Source organism: Microcoleus sp. CAWBG640 (genome assembly GCF_020883015.1).
GTDB lineage: Bacteria > Cyanobacteriota > Cyanobacteriia > Cyanobacteriales > Microcoleaceae > Microcoleus > Microcoleus anatoxicus.
Genome location: NZ_JAHRFC010000018.1, coordinates 88,684 through 104,322, shown reverse-complemented (window position 1 = coordinate 104,322; position 15,639 = coordinate 88,684). Strand labels below are relative to the sequence as shown.

Annotated in this window: 11 protein-coding genes; 7 read left to right on the top strand and 4 right to left on the bottom strand. The window is 43.1% G+C overall.

Going from position 1 to position 15,639, the window contains the following annotated elements:
• From AAFP11_RS12040 to AAFP11_RS12030, 3 genes are all read left to right on the top strand, one after another.
• On the top strand, positions 1 to 824 hold an 824-nt coding region (locus AAFP11_RS12040), incomplete at its 5' end, for an endonuclease/exonuclease/phosphatase family protein (protein WP_341737285.1).
• 150 nt (positions 825 to 974) lie between these two features.
• Positions 975 to 1,163, top strand: coding sequence for a hypothetical protein (locus tag AAFP11_RS12035; protein ID WP_341732121.1), 189 nt, complete (start codon positions 975 to 977; stop codon positions 1,161 to 1,163).
• Positions 1,150 to 1,365, top strand: coding sequence for a hypothetical protein (locus AAFP11_RS12030; RefSeq protein WP_341737284.1), 216 nt, complete (start codon positions 1,150 to 1,152; stop codon positions 1,363 to 1,365). The genes AAFP11_RS12035 and AAFP11_RS12030 overlap by 14 nt, the downstream gene beginning before the upstream one ends.
• A 62-nt stretch (positions 1,366 to 1,427) precedes the next feature.
• Here the strand turns inward: AAFP11_RS12030 and AAFP11_RS12025 are convergent, their stop codons facing one another.
• Positions 1,428 to 3,020 carry a DGQHR domain-containing protein gene (locus tag AAFP11_RS12025; protein WP_341737283.1) on the bottom strand — a complete coding sequence of 531 codons (1,593 nt, stop codon included), beginning with the start codon at positions 3,018 to 3,020 and terminating at the stop codon, positions 1,428 to 1,430.
• A 194-nt stretch (positions 3,021 to 3,214) separates the two neighbouring features.
• On the opposite strand from AAFP11_RS12025, the gene dndB reads away from it, so the two are divergent.
• The 4 genes from dndB to AAFP11_RS12005 all read left to right on the top strand — a co-directional run bounded on the left by dndB (position 3,215) and on the right by AAFP11_RS12005 (position 9,126).
• Positions 3,215 to 4,354 (top strand): DNA sulfur modification protein DndB, encoded by a 1,140-nt coding sequence (gene dndB / locus AAFP11_RS12020; protein ID WP_341737282.1) that lies wholly within the window; start codon positions 3,215 to 3,217, stop codon positions 4,352 to 4,354.
• Between the two features lie 164 nt (positions 4,355 to 4,518).
• Complete coding sequence (locus AAFP11_RS12015) at positions 4,519 to 5,487, top strand: HNH endonuclease (RefSeq protein ID WP_341737281.1); 969 nt, start codon at positions 4,519 to 4,521, stop codon at positions 5,485 to 5,487.
• A 22-nt stretch (positions 5,488 to 5,509) separates the two neighbouring features.
• Positions 5,510 to 7,213 (top strand): DNA phosphorothioation system sulfurtransferase DndC, encoded by a 1,704-nt coding sequence (gene dndC, locus AAFP11_RS12010; RefSeq protein WP_341737280.1) that lies wholly within the window; start codon positions 5,510 to 5,512, stop codon positions 7,211 to 7,213.
• A gap of 182 nt (positions 7,214 to 7,395) precedes the next feature.
• The gene (locus AAFP11_RS12005; protein ID WP_341737279.1) at positions 7,396 to 9,126 is read left to right on the top strand and encodes an NAD(P)H-quinone oxidoreductase subunit 4; all 1,731 of its coding nucleotides are present in this window, start codon (positions 7,396 to 7,398) and stop codon (positions 9,124 to 9,126) included.
• A 62-nt stretch (positions 9,127 to 9,188) separates the two neighbouring features.
• On the opposite strand, the gene AAFP11_RS12000 is transcribed toward AAFP11_RS12005, so the two are convergent.
• From AAFP11_RS12000 to AAFP11_RS11990, 3 genes are all read right to left on the bottom strand, one after another.
• A complete protein-coding gene (locus AAFP11_RS12000; RefSeq protein ID WP_341737278.1) occupies positions 9,189 to 10,814 on the bottom strand; it encodes an NB-ARC domain-containing protein in 1,626 nt (541 codons plus the stop codon).
• 122 nt (positions 10,815 to 10,936) lie between these two features.
• Positions 10,937 to 11,794, bottom strand: coding sequence for a DUF1361 domain-containing protein (locus AAFP11_RS11995; protein ID WP_341737277.1), 858 nt, complete (start codon positions 11,792 to 11,794; stop codon positions 10,937 to 10,939).
• An 85-nt stretch (positions 11,795 to 11,879) separates the two neighbouring features.
• The gene (locus tag AAFP11_RS11990) at positions 11,880 to 15,425 is read right to left on the bottom strand and encodes a PAS domain S-box protein (protein WP_341737276.1); all 3,546 of its coding nucleotides are present in this window, start codon (positions 15,423 to 15,425) and stop codon (positions 11,880 to 11,882) included.
• Positions 15,426 to 15,639 lie beyond the last annotated feature (214 nt).

Below are 15,639 nucleotides of genomic sequence, written 5' to 3'. Positions count from 1 at the left end.
TTACGATAATTTCGGCGATCGCCTGTATTATCCTCATAAGTTGGCTGCACGTCAAATACTTTTCTCCCGCACGAGTCAACATCACAAATTCGCAGCCCGGTCTCAAAATTTTATCCCATAACCTCGGTTGGTATACCACACAATCGCCAACTTTAATTAAACTAATTGAAAGGGAAAAACCTGACATTATCTTTCTACAAGAAATCGTCGAGAAGCATATCGAAAGAGCTTTCACCTGGTTAAAAGTAGACTACCCCTATCAAATTGGCATTCCCCCAGTAGGGATTCTCAGTAAATATCCAATTGTATCCAGCGAAATATTGAACTTAGCTGGTCATCCAGAAACCCAGCAGCGAGCAATTATTAACTTCAACCAACAAGAGATAGTCATTTATAATATGCAAGCCACAGGACCCTGGTTTCGGAAATCTAAAATATTGCCTTTAGTCAGAATTCCTGTTTACAAATATGCCAAACGCGCTCCAGAAATTCAAGATTTAGTAGAGCGAGTCCAGACAGAAACTTTGCCCGTAATTGTCGCGGGTGATTTTAATATGACAGAGGAAACTCAAGATTACGACAATGTGCAAAAAGTCCTGCTGGATTCTTTCCGTAAATCTGGATTTGGTTTTGGTTTTACCTGGCCTCACGGTTGGCAACTTAAGTTCTTGATTAAAAGCTTGAATTGGAAATTAAATTATCCTGTTTGCCGGATTGATTATATTTGGTATTCAAAGCATTGGGGTGCTAAATATAGTTCAGTTTTAGAAGCAACAGAGTCAGATCATTTGCCCATAGCAGCCGAATTAGTTTTGTTACAATGAATTTGAGTCATATAGCAATCCTAAATCATTTGTGAATTTCTTACTCCCTCCCCTTAATAAGGGGAGGGTTGGGGTGGGGTAAAAAACTTTACGACTCCTGCAAGGACTGCTATATGTTAATATAAGTATTAGGTGAAATGCTTAACCCTAATGCCTACTAATGCCCAGCTAGAGAGTTTATATCGCATCTGTTATCAATTGACCTATACAATGCTTCAGCCCATCCATCTTATTTGTGTTGACGATCGCACTCATAACGTGTACATATTGGCTGGCTACGATGAAGAGCTTGAGTTCCAAATTTTACCAAATGGGGAGTTTGCTGATGAGCCAAGTTAACTATAATGCAATGTCTAACTCTGAATTGAAACAGTATTTTCTAAAACATCGTGGAGATAGAGCAGCTTTTCAGGCGTACCTAGACAGAATCAATCAGCATCCGCTGAGGATTATTGCAAGTCCCGGCGATCCAGATTTTGATGCGAAAGTTCAAGCTGCAATCCGTCGAAAATTAGAAGCAGCAAGAAATAGCAGCAGGTGAATAAAGCTAGGAATACAGTAGTGCCGTATCCCGTATTTCATCCTACTTTTACCAGTAAAAAATTAACTCAGCACCGGCGGCAATCCCACCTCTTGCGGCCGCACAAATTTGCCACTAAAACTAATAGCTTTACCTTCAAAAGTTCTCGCTTGGGCAACTGCTTGCCGCAAATGAGCCCGATCCATATCGTCCTGAATTCCCGCTACCAAATATACCATTAACTTCGCCGCTAAATCCTTCCCAGAAACTAGCATTCGCTTTTTATTCGGATCGTACAAAATCCCGTACCACGCAGACTCAGGATTGTCCATGTGGCTGAATCCTTCATCCACATCGAATCTGCGGAGTTTGTCAAAAGTTGATTTCAGTGACAGTTTTTTTCTAAAAGTGAGAATTCCTAAAGCATTAGCTAAGGCAATTTGACCGACTGGACGAAACAAAATATTGCCCTCACCCCCCGGTTTTTCAAAACTAAATCGGCGTAATTCTGCCGTTTCTTCGCCACTTTCAATTCTTTGATAGCTGGGCAAAGTTGCTAAATTATCGAACAGTTTCCTAAACTCTTCAATGCCATTTTTTAGTTCCTCTTCTTCGGGACGCATGGGAATCAAACCTTTTTTCTCCGGCTTCCAATGGGGGAATTTGTATTCTAAATACCGTTCCGACATATCTTGCAGGGCTTGCAATGTAGTGAGTACAGTTGATTTGGCTGCGACGGTGGCGCTGTCCCAATTGACGCGGGGGTTTCTACTATCTTGCTCTTTTAATAACGGATGGGTGACGGCAATTTTGCGGGCGCAGATTGCAAATCCATTATCCTCATTTAATAAGGCTAATTGGCCCTGACTCAGCGTCACCGCCATTAAGTTAACGTGGACAAATATCGATCGCACTCGCCGTTGTGCTTGCTGTCGCGTTTCCCCAGCCACCACCGCCGGAATAAACTCAATCCCGATTTTTTCCTGGGCTAAATCGCAGACTTTTTCGGGGTCTACTTGATATTCTTCGGCTAAATCTTCCAGGGTAATTGCCGCGCCGACTGGTTTTTTGTTTTTGTTATATCTTTGCAGGATTCCGGTTTTAATTAAAGTCATCAAACCTTGAACTCCCATCAATCGATGCTGGCCGTCTAAGGCAAAAATTGAAATTTTTTGAGAAACATTCAACAGCCCTAAATTTTGGTTTTTATCAAAGGATACGAATTCCGCAGCCGATTTAGTTGCGACTTTATTTTTATCCCATTCATCGGCTAGAGGATTGTCTACCCACGGGGGACTGATTACCACTAAAACTGCGGGAAATTTGTGGGATTTGCGGGCGGCTAGATATTGAGTGAGGGCGGCTTGGCGGGACCAATCTAGGGGACGCTGGATGATTTCATCGATGGTTTCGTCGTCGCGGAGGATGTTGTTAGTTTGGAGGTCGAATTTGTGGCGAAAAAGTGGCATTTGGGAGGCGAAACGCACGCGGGAATCTAACCATTCTAGGGTGACTGAACCGATGTAGGCTTCGCTGTTTCCCATTTGGGTTTTTTGGACGAAAATGCGATCGTCTTTTCCTAGGTAATTATCTAATAACAGTGCGATTTCTTGGCGATCGCTATTTTCTTTTTCTAATATCTTATTAACAAGCTCATCCGCTGGGTTAGTTTTCATTGGCGGTTTTTATATAAATATGGTATTTTTTCAAAAAATATCACGTTTAAATTTTTGTGTCAATGATTGTTTTTAAAAAAATATTGTGAAATACTTAATTTATCTGGAGCGAGGGTCAGCACATATCACAAATATAAACTCAAGTCAATAAGTATTAATTCTTAATTTGTCTGCCCGATACCCAATTCTAAATTATGTCTACTCTTTCTTTTGAATACATTTTGCCGGTCATCCGGGGAATTCAAGGGGGCCGCGAATATTATGTTTCGATGTGCCCGGTGCGTTTTTTGCCCAAATTGTTCCCCTTTGAATCTGAAGATTTGCCACCGGAAATGCGGGCTAGTCGTACCCTGAATCAAAGTCGGATTCCCGAAATAGCTGATTATTTGGTGAGGAATTCGACAAGTTATACTTGCGGGGCGATCGCCGCTTCGATTGATGCGGATATTACGTTTGAAGCGGTGGGAAATGAGGGACAAGAACGGAAAATAGGCTGCTTGCGGGTGCCGATGGATGCTAAGTTTACGATTAATGATGGACAGCATCGTAGGGCGGCTTTTGAAATGGCTTTGCAGCAAAATCCGCAGTTGGGATATGAGACGGTGGCGCTGATTTTGTTTCTGGATATTGGATTGGAGAAGTCACAGGAAAGGTTTGCTGATTTGAATAGTTTTCAGGTGCCTTTGGAAGCGTCGCTGAGTTTGCTTTACAATCATCGGGACGATCGCGCGCGGTTGGTGAAGGCGGTGGTAAAGCAGGTTGAAGTTTTCCGCTGTTTGACTGAGATGGAGAGGGGGATTTTGAATGGGCGATCGCCCAAATTGTTTACCCTGAGTGCGATCGATCGTGCTATCATGGCTTTGCTGTCTAATATTGAGGCCAGCCAACAGGCAAAACCCTCTCGTTACCGCGCCACAAAACAGGAAAAAGAGGCAGAGTTTGTTCAAAAAATACAACTAGCGGTTAGTTATTGGAATGCGGTTACCAGTTTTATTCCCGATTGGCAGTTGGTTTTGCACAAGCAAGTTGCAGCGGGGGAAATACGGCGGGATTTTGTGCATTGTCGTAGTGTGGTGCTGGAGAGTTTGGGGGAAGTTGGCGCGAGTTTGCGATCGGTTTTTCCTGAGAGTTGGGAGGAACGTTTGGCCCTTTTGCGCGATGTTGATTGGTCGATTTCTAATCCTGATTGGGAAGGTGGGATTTTGTTGAGAGGGGGGATTTCTAAGTCGAGGGCTAGTGTGGGTTGGATGAGGGATTATTTGAAAAATCGGTTGGGTTTGGGAACCGCTGAGGGAGCACGGGCGGGACGCCCGTGCCACAATCAAGGTGGATAGCTATCTAATTATCTGGGGTTTAAATGGAAAAATTAAGTTGAGTTTGTTGATACCCACTGAGGTGTGAGGTTTTTGCCTCATGTTTGAGCAGTGCTGTTTTTAAATTTGTGTTAAAAATAGTGTAAGATGTCAGGTTTCATTGTATTTATTCAGAGGAGGAGGAAATGACTACAGCACAGGAGTCAGTCAATAAAAATTTAGCTTATTATTGTAAATGTTTTGCCAACCTTAATGTGCACAGTACACGGGAACGGGGTGAGGCTCACTATAAGCCAATATTACTTTTGTCAATAATTGACTTAATCGCTCAAGGCATAATTAATGAAAATAAAATTTATGTGTCCGATAATTTGATTAAAACATTTAATAACTATTGGAATGTTTTAGGTTCGGAGTCTTACAAGGGTGGTTTGTATTATCCATTCATTCATCTGAGAAGAGACGGTTTTTGGCACATAACATACCAGCCCGCATTTGATGGGCCAAAACCTAAAACAATAAACAAGTTAAGAGAAGCGGTAGAATATGCAAATCTGGATAGTGAATTATTTAATATACTGGCAGAACCAAATTCTAGAGCCGAATTAATAGACACACTGGTAGCTGTCTGGTTTTCATCTAACAGGAAGGCTATCGAAGAAATTTTGGAAGTCAATCAAAATTTTATAAATGTTGCAGAGGAAGAAACAGAAATATTAGAGGAAGCAGATGATTTAGACAGAGAACCTAGGTTTTATTTAAGAAAATCTGCTGTCAGAAATGCTTTTTTTAGGAAAGCAGTAGTACATATATATGATTACAAATGTGCATTTTGCAGATTAAAAGTAAGAAGAACACTCAATCAAAACATTGTAGATGGCTCACATATTAAGCCATTTTCACAGTTTTATGATAACCAAATTAATAACGGCATATCATTATGTAAAAATCATCATTGGGCTTTTGACCAGGGTTGGTTTGCGATAGATGATGATTACAGAATTATCGTAGCTAGTGACTTAGAAGAGGAATCTCCGAATGCTAAACCCATGAAAGATTTTCAGAGTGAAACTATTCTGTTGCCAACTTCTGAAAGATATCTACCAAGACTTGAATCACTGCACTGGCATCGAGTGAATGTATTTAGAGCTTAATTAAGTAATATAGGTAAAAAAAATGACCGAAAAACAGCAAATGCAACTATTTCCACCGATCCCGAACCGCACGCTTCCTGAGTTAGTAAAAGATATAGAAAAGCTAACTAAAGAAATTCAATATATTTATTGCTCCGAAAATATACCTTTTGTTATTGGTTGGAGTGGAGGCAAAGATAGCACATCAGTTTTGCAACTTGTTTGGTATGCGATCGCAGCATTGCCACAAGAACAAAGGACAAAAAAAATATATGTAATTACCACAGATACACTGGTAGAGAATCCAATAGTGTCTGCTTGGGTACGCAAGTCATTAGAGCAGATGAAGTCTGCTGCTAAAGCACAGCAGATTCCCATAGAACCTCATTTGCTTTATCCAGATATCAAAGATACTTTCTGGGTTAACTTGATGGGAAAAGGCTACCCATCACCGAGACATGGATTTCGCTGGTGTACTGAACGCCTGAAAATCCTTCCTTCTAATCGGTTTGTTCGTGATGTGGTGAGAATCAATGGAGAAGTGATTCTTATATTAGGTACTCGTAAAGCTGAAAGTATTAAACGTGCTGTTTCAATGGAGAAACATGAAATAGGTCCACTGAGTGACCGTCTCAACGATAATTCTAGTTCAATTAAGTCTATGCTTTATCATAGTCCTAGTCTGCCTAACTCTCTAATTTATAGCCCTATTGAAGACTGGCGAACTGATGAAGTTTGGCTTTACTTGATGCAGTGGGAAAACCCTTGGGGCAACAACAATAAAGATTTATTTAGTATGTATCGTGGTGCGACAGCAGACAATGAATGTCCTTTAGTTGTCGATACTTCCACTCCTAGCTGTGGCAGTTCTCGCTTTGGTTGCTGGGTTTGTACAATGGTAAATCAAGACAAATCTATGGAGGCAATGATTCAAAACGATGAGGAAAAAGAATGGATGCAGCCTCTGCTGGATATTCGCAACGAATTAGACATAAAAGACGATCGCCCAAAAAGAGACTTCCGTCGCATCTACGGTAGAGTAGAATTGTTTGAGCGCAACATGGGCGACAACAAAACCTCCGTCGAACCCATCCCCGGCCCCTATACCAAATTCTGGCGGGAACACTGGCTCAGACGAGTCTTGGAAGCACAAACTCAAATACGCAAAACCGCACCTGTAGAAATGCGCGACATCACCCTAATTACCCCGGAAGAACTTAGTGAAATCCGCCGCATTTGGCTGGAAGAAAAACACGAATTCGATGACTCTTTACCCCGCATTTACGAACAAGTCACGGGTCAACCCTTTGAAGACAGCCGCCCCAGCGCCGAAAGAAAACTCCTCGGTAGCGACGAATGGACTGTGCTCGAAGAAATGTGCGAGGACAAAATGCACCTGGAATTAATGGCAAAACTCCTAGACACAGAACGCCAATATTACACCAAATCCAGGCGTACTGGCATTTATGGCGATTTGGACAAATGCTTTGAAACCAGTTCGCGCTCTAAAGAAGAAGCCATTGGTAACGCTCACTATCAACGGAATCTGAAAAACGCTGTCGAAGCTGTCAAAGCAAATCCGACTCTCAATATTCAGCGAGTCAAAGATGCGATCGCCCAAAGCAATATTTCTGCAACAGAGGATACCGTTAATGTTGCCAAACTGAAAGAACAACTCGAAAGCACCACCAACCAAAGCAGGCAATTATCTTGGGCGGATATCAAATTTTCACCCCCAACTCCCTAAAGTAGAACCAAGAATCCCCGCGCCTCAACGCGCGTGGGGATTGTCTACTTGACTTTTGTCGCAATTGGTGATATGACAACCCCCCATGGGTGTCATAAAAAAAAATTATCAATAAATATTAAATTTTTATTAAATTTTGTATTATAATCTTAGTCATCTTCCAGTAAGTATTTATTCCCATTATGATAGCGGATCAATTTCCTTGGCTGACCGCGATAGTCCTGTTACCCCTCCTAGCTTCCGTCGCCATCCCTTTTCTACCCGATACAGGGGGCAAAACAGTTCGGTGGTACGCCCTAGGTGTCGGTTTGGCAGACTTTGTACTCATGTGCTGGGTGTTTTGGACTCATTACGATCCCACAATCTCTACATTCCAAATCGTAGAGCAATACCCCTGGATACCTTCTCTGGGCCTCAATTGGTCTGTTTCGGTTGACGGATTGTCAGTACCCTTGGTACTGTTGGCTGGACTGGTGACGACTCTCTCAATTTTTGCAGCCTGGGAGGTCGATCGCAAACCCCGACTCTTCTACTTCCTGATGCTGGTGATGTACTCGGCACAGATAGGAGTATTCGTCGCCCAAGACATCATGCTACTGTTCATTGTCTGGGAACTAGAACTAATTCCGGTTTACCTGCTAATCTCGATTTGGGGCGGACAAAACCGTCGCTACGCAGCCACCAAATTCTTGATTTATACCGCTGGCGCTTCAATTTTCATTCTGGTAGCTGCTTTAGCAATGGCATTCTACGGCGGAGGCAATATCACCTTCGATATGGTAGAACTAGGCTTGAAAGACTACCCCCTGGGTTTAGAATTACTGCTTTATGCGGGATTGTTGATTGCCTTCGGCGTGAAACTGGCGATTTTCCCCTTCCACACTTGGCTACCTGATGCCCACGGCGAAGCATCTTCTCCCGTGTCCATGATTCTGGCCGGTGTGCTGTTAAAAATGGGCGGATATGGCCTGATTCGTCTGAATTTGGAACTCCTTCCTAAAGCTCACGTTTACTTTGCACCGATTATGGCCGTGCTTGGCGTAGTTAACATTATCTACGGAGCACTGAATTCCTTCGGCCAAACCAACATGAAGCGCCGCCTAGCGAATTCCTCTATTTCTCACATGGGATTTGTACTCCTAGGTATTGCTTCTTTCAATGACTTGGGAATCAATGGTGCTCTGTTGCAAATGATTTCCCACGGTTTAATCGCCTCAGTATTGTTCTTTCTGGCCGGCGTAACCTACGATCGCACCCATACCATGATCATGGATGAAATGGGCGAGATTGGTAAAGTCATGCCCAAAGTATTTGCCTTGTTTACCGCAGGCGCTATGGCTTCCTTGGCACTTCCCGGTATGAGTGGTTTTGCTAGCGAACTTTCGGTATTTGTCGGTGTGGCAACTAGCGATATCTATAGCGATTCTTTCCGGGCTGTGATTGTCTTCCTGGCGGCGGTAGGACTGATTTTGACACCGATTTATTTGCTCTCGATGCTGCGCCAGCTCTTCTATAATTCTGGAGCCGCCGCCGCTTGTGACATCGAGGATTTAGATTTGCAAAATCAGAGAAATAATCTGGATGAAGCGGTTTGTTTCGGTAATAGTTGCGTTTTGCCTGCGGATGCAGTATTCATCGATGCTCAACCTCGCGAAGTGGCGATCGCCTTTTGCTTTTTAATCCCGATTGTTGGCATTGGTTTCTATCCCAATATGGCGATGCAAGTTTATGATGCCAAGACTGTGGCAGTGAATGCAGAAGTCCGGGAATCTTACATCCAAATCGCTCAAGAAAATCCTCGGATTTATGCGAATCAACTTTTGGTTCCCAAAATTGCCCAGGCTCAAACAGCTCCGGCTTTGGGTAAAATTACAGGTTCTGAATCAGCCTCAGTTTTGGGTATTGTCAAATAATCCAACTCTGTGACTGTGAGATACCAGACTGCTTCACAAAGTCTGGTATCTCAGTTTTAAGACTAAGTTTGTGCAATAATCAGCGCCATATTTTCTCTAGCATATCCCACTTCAAAAGTCGATTTCTCTGCCAGCAAAGATGCAAGTTTGTTCAGGATATTTAAAAGTTCTTCATCTCCCTTAGTTTTCTGACAAAAAACTTGCAACCGATTTTTTACCATTCTGAGAATATAACTGGTTGCCTCGTATTTCCCTACTTTTTTAGCAAAATTTATGCTAAAATCATAATCTTTCAACAACCGCATATTTTCGATTTTTTGCGTCTTAATCGTCTCCAAAATCTCATATTTAAGCTTTTCTACTAACCTATCGGCAACATATTTCATCATCAAAGGCTGAAGCACAAACACTGTTTCTGTACCCTGATGGATTTTTTCAATCAACGAGCGGCGACTCAAAGAATCGAGATTTTTCACTAAATCAGAAAAAGAATACTTAGCAAAAATTTCCTGTCGCAAAGTTCCGAGGGAAACCGGAGTTTCCGCAATAGTCAGCCAATAGGTAATCTCGGTTTCAGCAGTAGACATTCGCTCTAGCTGTTGCGCGAGTAGATTGCTGATATGTTCTTCAATAAATAATGCCGTTGCTTCCAAAAAACTACCAACATTCCCCTCGAAAAAATCCTGAATTGTTGTGGCTACAATCTTAAATGCTAATAGATTTCCTCCGTAGCGCTCTAGCAAAATTTTCCACTCACTATTTTGAGCAGATAAACCTTTTTCTTGAAAAATATTCTGGGCAATTTCCTGGGAAACTTCTGGTTTGAAAGAGCGTACTTTTTCCCCAGCTAGCAAAGCGATTTCTGTAGGTTCTTCTGCACTAATTACCAGCAAACAGCTACGGTGATTAACCTCTGAGATCCGCACAATTAAATCTCGATATTCCTCCCAACCCTCTCGGTAATGTCCTGCTAGTTCTTCCGGCTTCAGCACGGCTTCAAAATCGTCGAAAATCAGCAAACATCGGTGCTGGCGCAAATACTCAACTAGCAGGGAAATTTGACCGTTGATGTTGTCGTTGTCTGGTGGTAAATCGCTTCTTTGGTGGTGGGAAAAAAATTGAATTAAGTTGGTGAGAAACAGTTGGGGAGTCGGCTGCGATCGCCAAGAGCGCCAAACCACAAAATCAAACTCTTTCTGGATCTGTGAGACTAATTTTACTGACAGAGTTGTTTTACCGCTACCAGCCAAGCCCAACAACGCCACCAGCCGACAATTATCTGAGACAATCCACTGCTTTAAAGTGTTTAATTCTTGAGTCCGTCCGTAAAAAACCGTAACATCCGGTGCTTCGCCCCAATCTTGTTGTCGGTGTGCGATCGCCATTTTTGATAGGCTTCCTTTACCTGTCGGACTAAAATCCCTCAAACCGAGTTCCTGATGGTATGACAACAGTAACTGATGCCTCAATTCTGACAATTTTCCGGGGCCCTTTCCGCCAATTTGAAACTTTTTGTAAACCTCGCCTAGTCTTTTACGAACTGCGATGTCGCTAATGCCAAGCTTGGTGGCGATCGCGGCCGTAGTTTGACCATCGAGAGCCATAAACACAGTTTCTAACTCGGCATCTGTGACACCGCGCTCCTTGGCGATCGTTTGCACAAAGTTCTGAGGAATCTGAGTAGTCAAGGTAGGAATCTCGCCCATGCTAAAATATATACATATTATTATATTGTGTTACCTTGTGTTAGCACCCCGACTTGCCAGAATTAGTCGGGGGTTTAGGTCCGATCCCCTGTCAAATCTTCTATCTAAAATCTCACATCGATGGGTTCGGAAGAATTACCGCTGGCACCGGAAAACTCTGACTGGGATTGATTCGGGTAAAATCGCTGGCTAATTCCCAAAGTAATTTGCTTCATCACCCAATACAAACTGGCAATTACTAAAAAAGTCGCAACAATTAATAAAACCGGACGTTTCCCCATCAAATCGTTCATCACAGTATTAACTAACCCATCGGGATTAGTAATGATATCCCAACTGTTGAACCGGATAAATCGCCCTAAATAAATGCCGATCGCCGAAAGTGCGTGTATAGTTAACTCTGCTACTAGGACAAATTTGCCCCAACCCTGTTGGCTCAAATAGTAACCAAAACTCATCACCGACAGCACGTAAGCCTGAAGCCCTGCGATCATAAACACCAAATATTGAGGAACCAAAGCTAGAGTCACCACCCACACCGAGTGTCCCTGTTTAATCTGGTCGATCAAATGGATGATATCAGTTAAAACATAGGGCGCATTGGGCAAAAAGGCAATGAATGCCAAAAAACCACCCCACCAGCGGAGAGAACGCACACCGCGCTGTCGCAGTACCCAGATATCTACAGCCATCAGTGTTAGTGTAATCGCGATCGCCCCCAAAACGTAAGTTTTGCCCAAATCGTGGACAATGTACCTTAGATGTAACAAAACCAGGGATAGACAGGGCAAAAAAGTAGCCCCCAGCAGAAAACTTGTCCCCCACATCAGCCAGCGCGATCGAGGTTTGCGAAACAGCCAAAAACTCAGCGCTAACGGTACTAAAGCTAAGAACAAATTCCAAGACATCCATCGGACATTGTGTCCCATTGCCTGCAACGCTTCTAGGAGCAATCCCATCATGTCAAATTTCCTAAAAATATCATGGTTCAATGCAGCACCGCTTCGCCAGCAGCTTGAATCTATTTTAATCGCTTATTGTTTGCGGTCAATTGGGCACCAGACTAATGGGAATTGAAATCCTAAAAGTTGTACCCTGTCCTATTTCTGAAAAACACTCTATTTTGCCTTTGTGCTTCTGAACCACAATCGAGTGAGAAATCGACATTCCCAAACCCGTACCTTTTCCAACTTCTTTTGTAGTATAAAACGGATTAAAAATGCGATCGATCGTCGTCTGTGGCATTCCCGTACCATTGTCGGAGATTTCCACCGCTATCATATTCTCACCAATCACCTGAGTGGCGATCGCAATTCTGCCAGGATTTGCCTCCGCTGCCGCCACAGAGAACTTTTGATACCGTTCCTCGATCGCATCAATGGCATTAGCAATAATATTCATAAATACCTGATTCAGTTGGCTAGGATAACAATCCACCAGTGGTATGTTGCTGAATTCATGAATTATATTAATTTCCGGCCAGCCATTAAGCCCCTTCAATCGGTGCTGCAAAATTAACAAAGTGCTGTCAATTCCTCCATGAATATCCACTGGCTTCATTTCCGATTCGTCCAGTCGCGAGAAATTCCTGAGCGACAAAACAATTTGCCGGATACGTTTTGTTCCTACCTCCATCGACCTCACTATTTTATTTAAATCTTCTGAGACAAAATCTAAATCCATTTCTTCAATTTTATCAAGGATTATAGAATTAGGCTCTGGATATTCTTCGGCGTACAAATCGACCAATTCCATTAACTGTTTCGTATAATCCTCGACATATTTAATATTGCCATGAATAAAGTTAACCGGATTATTAATTTCGTGAGCAATACCAGCAACCAGTTCACCCAAAGAAGACATTTTTTCCGTCTGAACTAGCTGACTTTGAGTAGAGCGCAACTCCAACAGCGCTTGTTCGAGTTGTTGAGATCTTTCTCTTTCTCGTGCGTCACTTTCCCGCAGTGCTTCCTCTGCTTGTTTGCGTCCGGTAATATCAATGGTGATACCGTCCCAAAGAATATCGCCGTTTTCTTTTGCTTCCGGACGGGAAATTACCTGAAACCATCTAATTGTTCCCGATGGTAAAATTAGCCTTCCTTCCCACTGCCAAGGCTGCATATTTTTGGCAGAAACTGCCACTGAATCGTAATAATTGTCTCGGTCTTCGGGATGAACCAAGTTTATTAGTAAAGCCGAATTTTCCTGAATTGCTTTTGGTTCTAACTCAAACATTTCTCGGCAAGCAGGACTGACGTAAGGGAATCTAACACAGCCATCGGGACTCAATAAACATTGATAAATCATCCCCGGCAAATTAGCGGAAAGTTTTTTAAATTTGCTCTTGCTTGCTATTAATCTTTGCTCGGCTTCCTGGCGTTCGGCAATTTCGGTTTGCAACTGTTTAAAAGCTTTGCTTAATTCCGAGGTTCTTTCTATAACTCTATGTTCTAAGTCTTCATTCAATTGTTGAAGACTCTCTTCTGCTTGTTTGCGCTCGATGGCAATTCCTGCTAAATTTTTGACCAAATCTCTGAATTCAAACTCAAAATTTTCGGGCGTATGTGGCTCAGTATAATACATAGCAAAGGTTCCCAAAAGTCGCTCGTTCGATGATATAATAGGAGTAGATGAACAAGCTCTCAGTCCAAAACTTAAAGCAAAATCTCGATAATCTTCCCACAACGGATCGGTGGCAATATCTGTAACAATCACAGACTCTTTCCGATAGATAGCAGTGCCACAGGAACCGACATTGGGACCGATCGCCATGCCCTCAATAGCAGCATTGTAACTCTCAGGTAAACTCGGTGCAGCTCCGTTCACCAGGTGTTTGCCATCTCGATCTAGAATCAAGATCGAACCCATGACATCTTTACATTGCTGCTCGATAATTTTCACTAAGGCATTTAAAGTATCGCCCAGAGGCGCACTTTTAGCAATCATTTCTAATATTTGTTTTTGGGCGGCTAACCAACTTTCACCTTGCTTGCGATCCGTAATGTCACGGGCTACGCACAGAAATGTGTTTGACTGCATAGGTGAAATAGTAGCAGCAAACCAGAGGTATTTGTCTCCTATAGGTAAGCTGTATTCTAGTGAATTAGTTTGTTTGGTTTCGGCGGTGAGTCGAATTTGATTTAGGAAAAAATCTGCTATTTCTGGTGGCATAATCTCGCCGAGAGTTTTGCCGATAACTTCCGTCGGTGGTTTGTACAAAAGGCTGGGATTTGTCGGCGCAATTTTGAGGTATCTTCCCTCTATATCAATTACAAAAATGACATCATTCATGGCGGCAAATAAAGCTCGCAGTTCTGCTTCAGAATCTTGTAAGGCGATTTCAGCTTTTTTGCGATCGCTAATATCAGTTCCAATACACAACATCCCTTTCAAACGCCCTTTCCGATCTCGTAAAGCTTGATTTCGCCACGCGATCCAAACTCTGTCTCCCTGACGACGGATATGTTCATTTTCCTGAATTGTGAAGTATCGATTCCGGTGTAGCAGGAATTCCCGCATCATGGCAGGGAGTTGATTTTTCGACAAAGTTGTCTCCGAGGATATCAGATTCCAGAAATCATTTTTGCCAAGTATTTCTGCTTGTGAATACCCAAAAAAACTTTCAGCAAACTCGTTCAAAAAAGTAACATTGCCCTCACGGTCTAACTGCACAATAATGCAATTGGCATTCTCTACCAATTGCCTGTATTTAGTCTCACTTTCTCGCAGCTTTGTAGATCCATACACCAAACTAAAGACCACCACAGAGCTCACAACTGCCAGCAAACCACCACCAGCAAGCAGCAACCCCCGCTGTGGCGAATTCTGGGGCCATCCCCCCAGGGGAATGGCGGCTAACTGCCAGGAACCGTTGGGCAATGTCACTTCCAGCAATACGGGTGCTTGCTGGAAAATTGCAGAGTCGCCAAAAAACACTTCCCCGGTCACACCCCTGCCATCTTTGCCTCGCAGAGCGTATTGTAGCTGGGCAGAATGGTCTTTGATCCCTGCCTCTTGGAGGAGGGTATCTTCGTCGATGAGAACCCCTGTTAACCCCCAAAAATCACCGCTTTCTGGATCTGCGCCCGGTGGTGTCAGAAAAATGGGCGATCGACTGACAAAGCCCACATTCCCCGCTAATAATTTCACAGGGCCCGCCAGTACAGTTTTGCGAGTCGCGATCGCCTCTTCCACCATTTTTCGTTGCTGAGGTACAGCACTCAAGTCCACCCCGATCGCCGATTCATTTCCTTCTCGCGGATACATATAAGTGATGGTAGTCCCTTTCACTAAACCTATACTGCGAATGCCAGTTTGGTTTGCCAGCAGAATTCTCCCGGTAGCTGCAAATTCCTCTTCGCTGATGTTTGGGTTTTTGGAAATATCCGCCACCAAACCGCGCATCAAAAACAGCCGCGAGTTCAACTTACCTTCGAGATTAGAACGAATTGTGCTGAGTTGATTGAGAGTAGTAGCACGGTTTTCCAGTAAAAACCGCTGCTGTTGAGATCGATCTAAAATGCAAACTCCGGCCACAATTGCTACTGCTGCGGTAATTGCGGCTAAATACGGTGAAATTTGCCAATTTTTCATCCTCAAGTCAGGCATTTCTGTCTAATTTAATGATTTTTTTCAGTCTTAAGATAGATTTATTTTAGTCGGATCTCGCTAATTGGCTTCCATTCTCCCATTCTCCGCCTCTTCCACTCCCTCCCTAACCAACACTTTAAATGCGTAGCTGCCAATTTACCCTTGGGGGCGATCGGCTTTTAGTCGATTCAGCGGATTAAAATAAAGTTAGCTATTC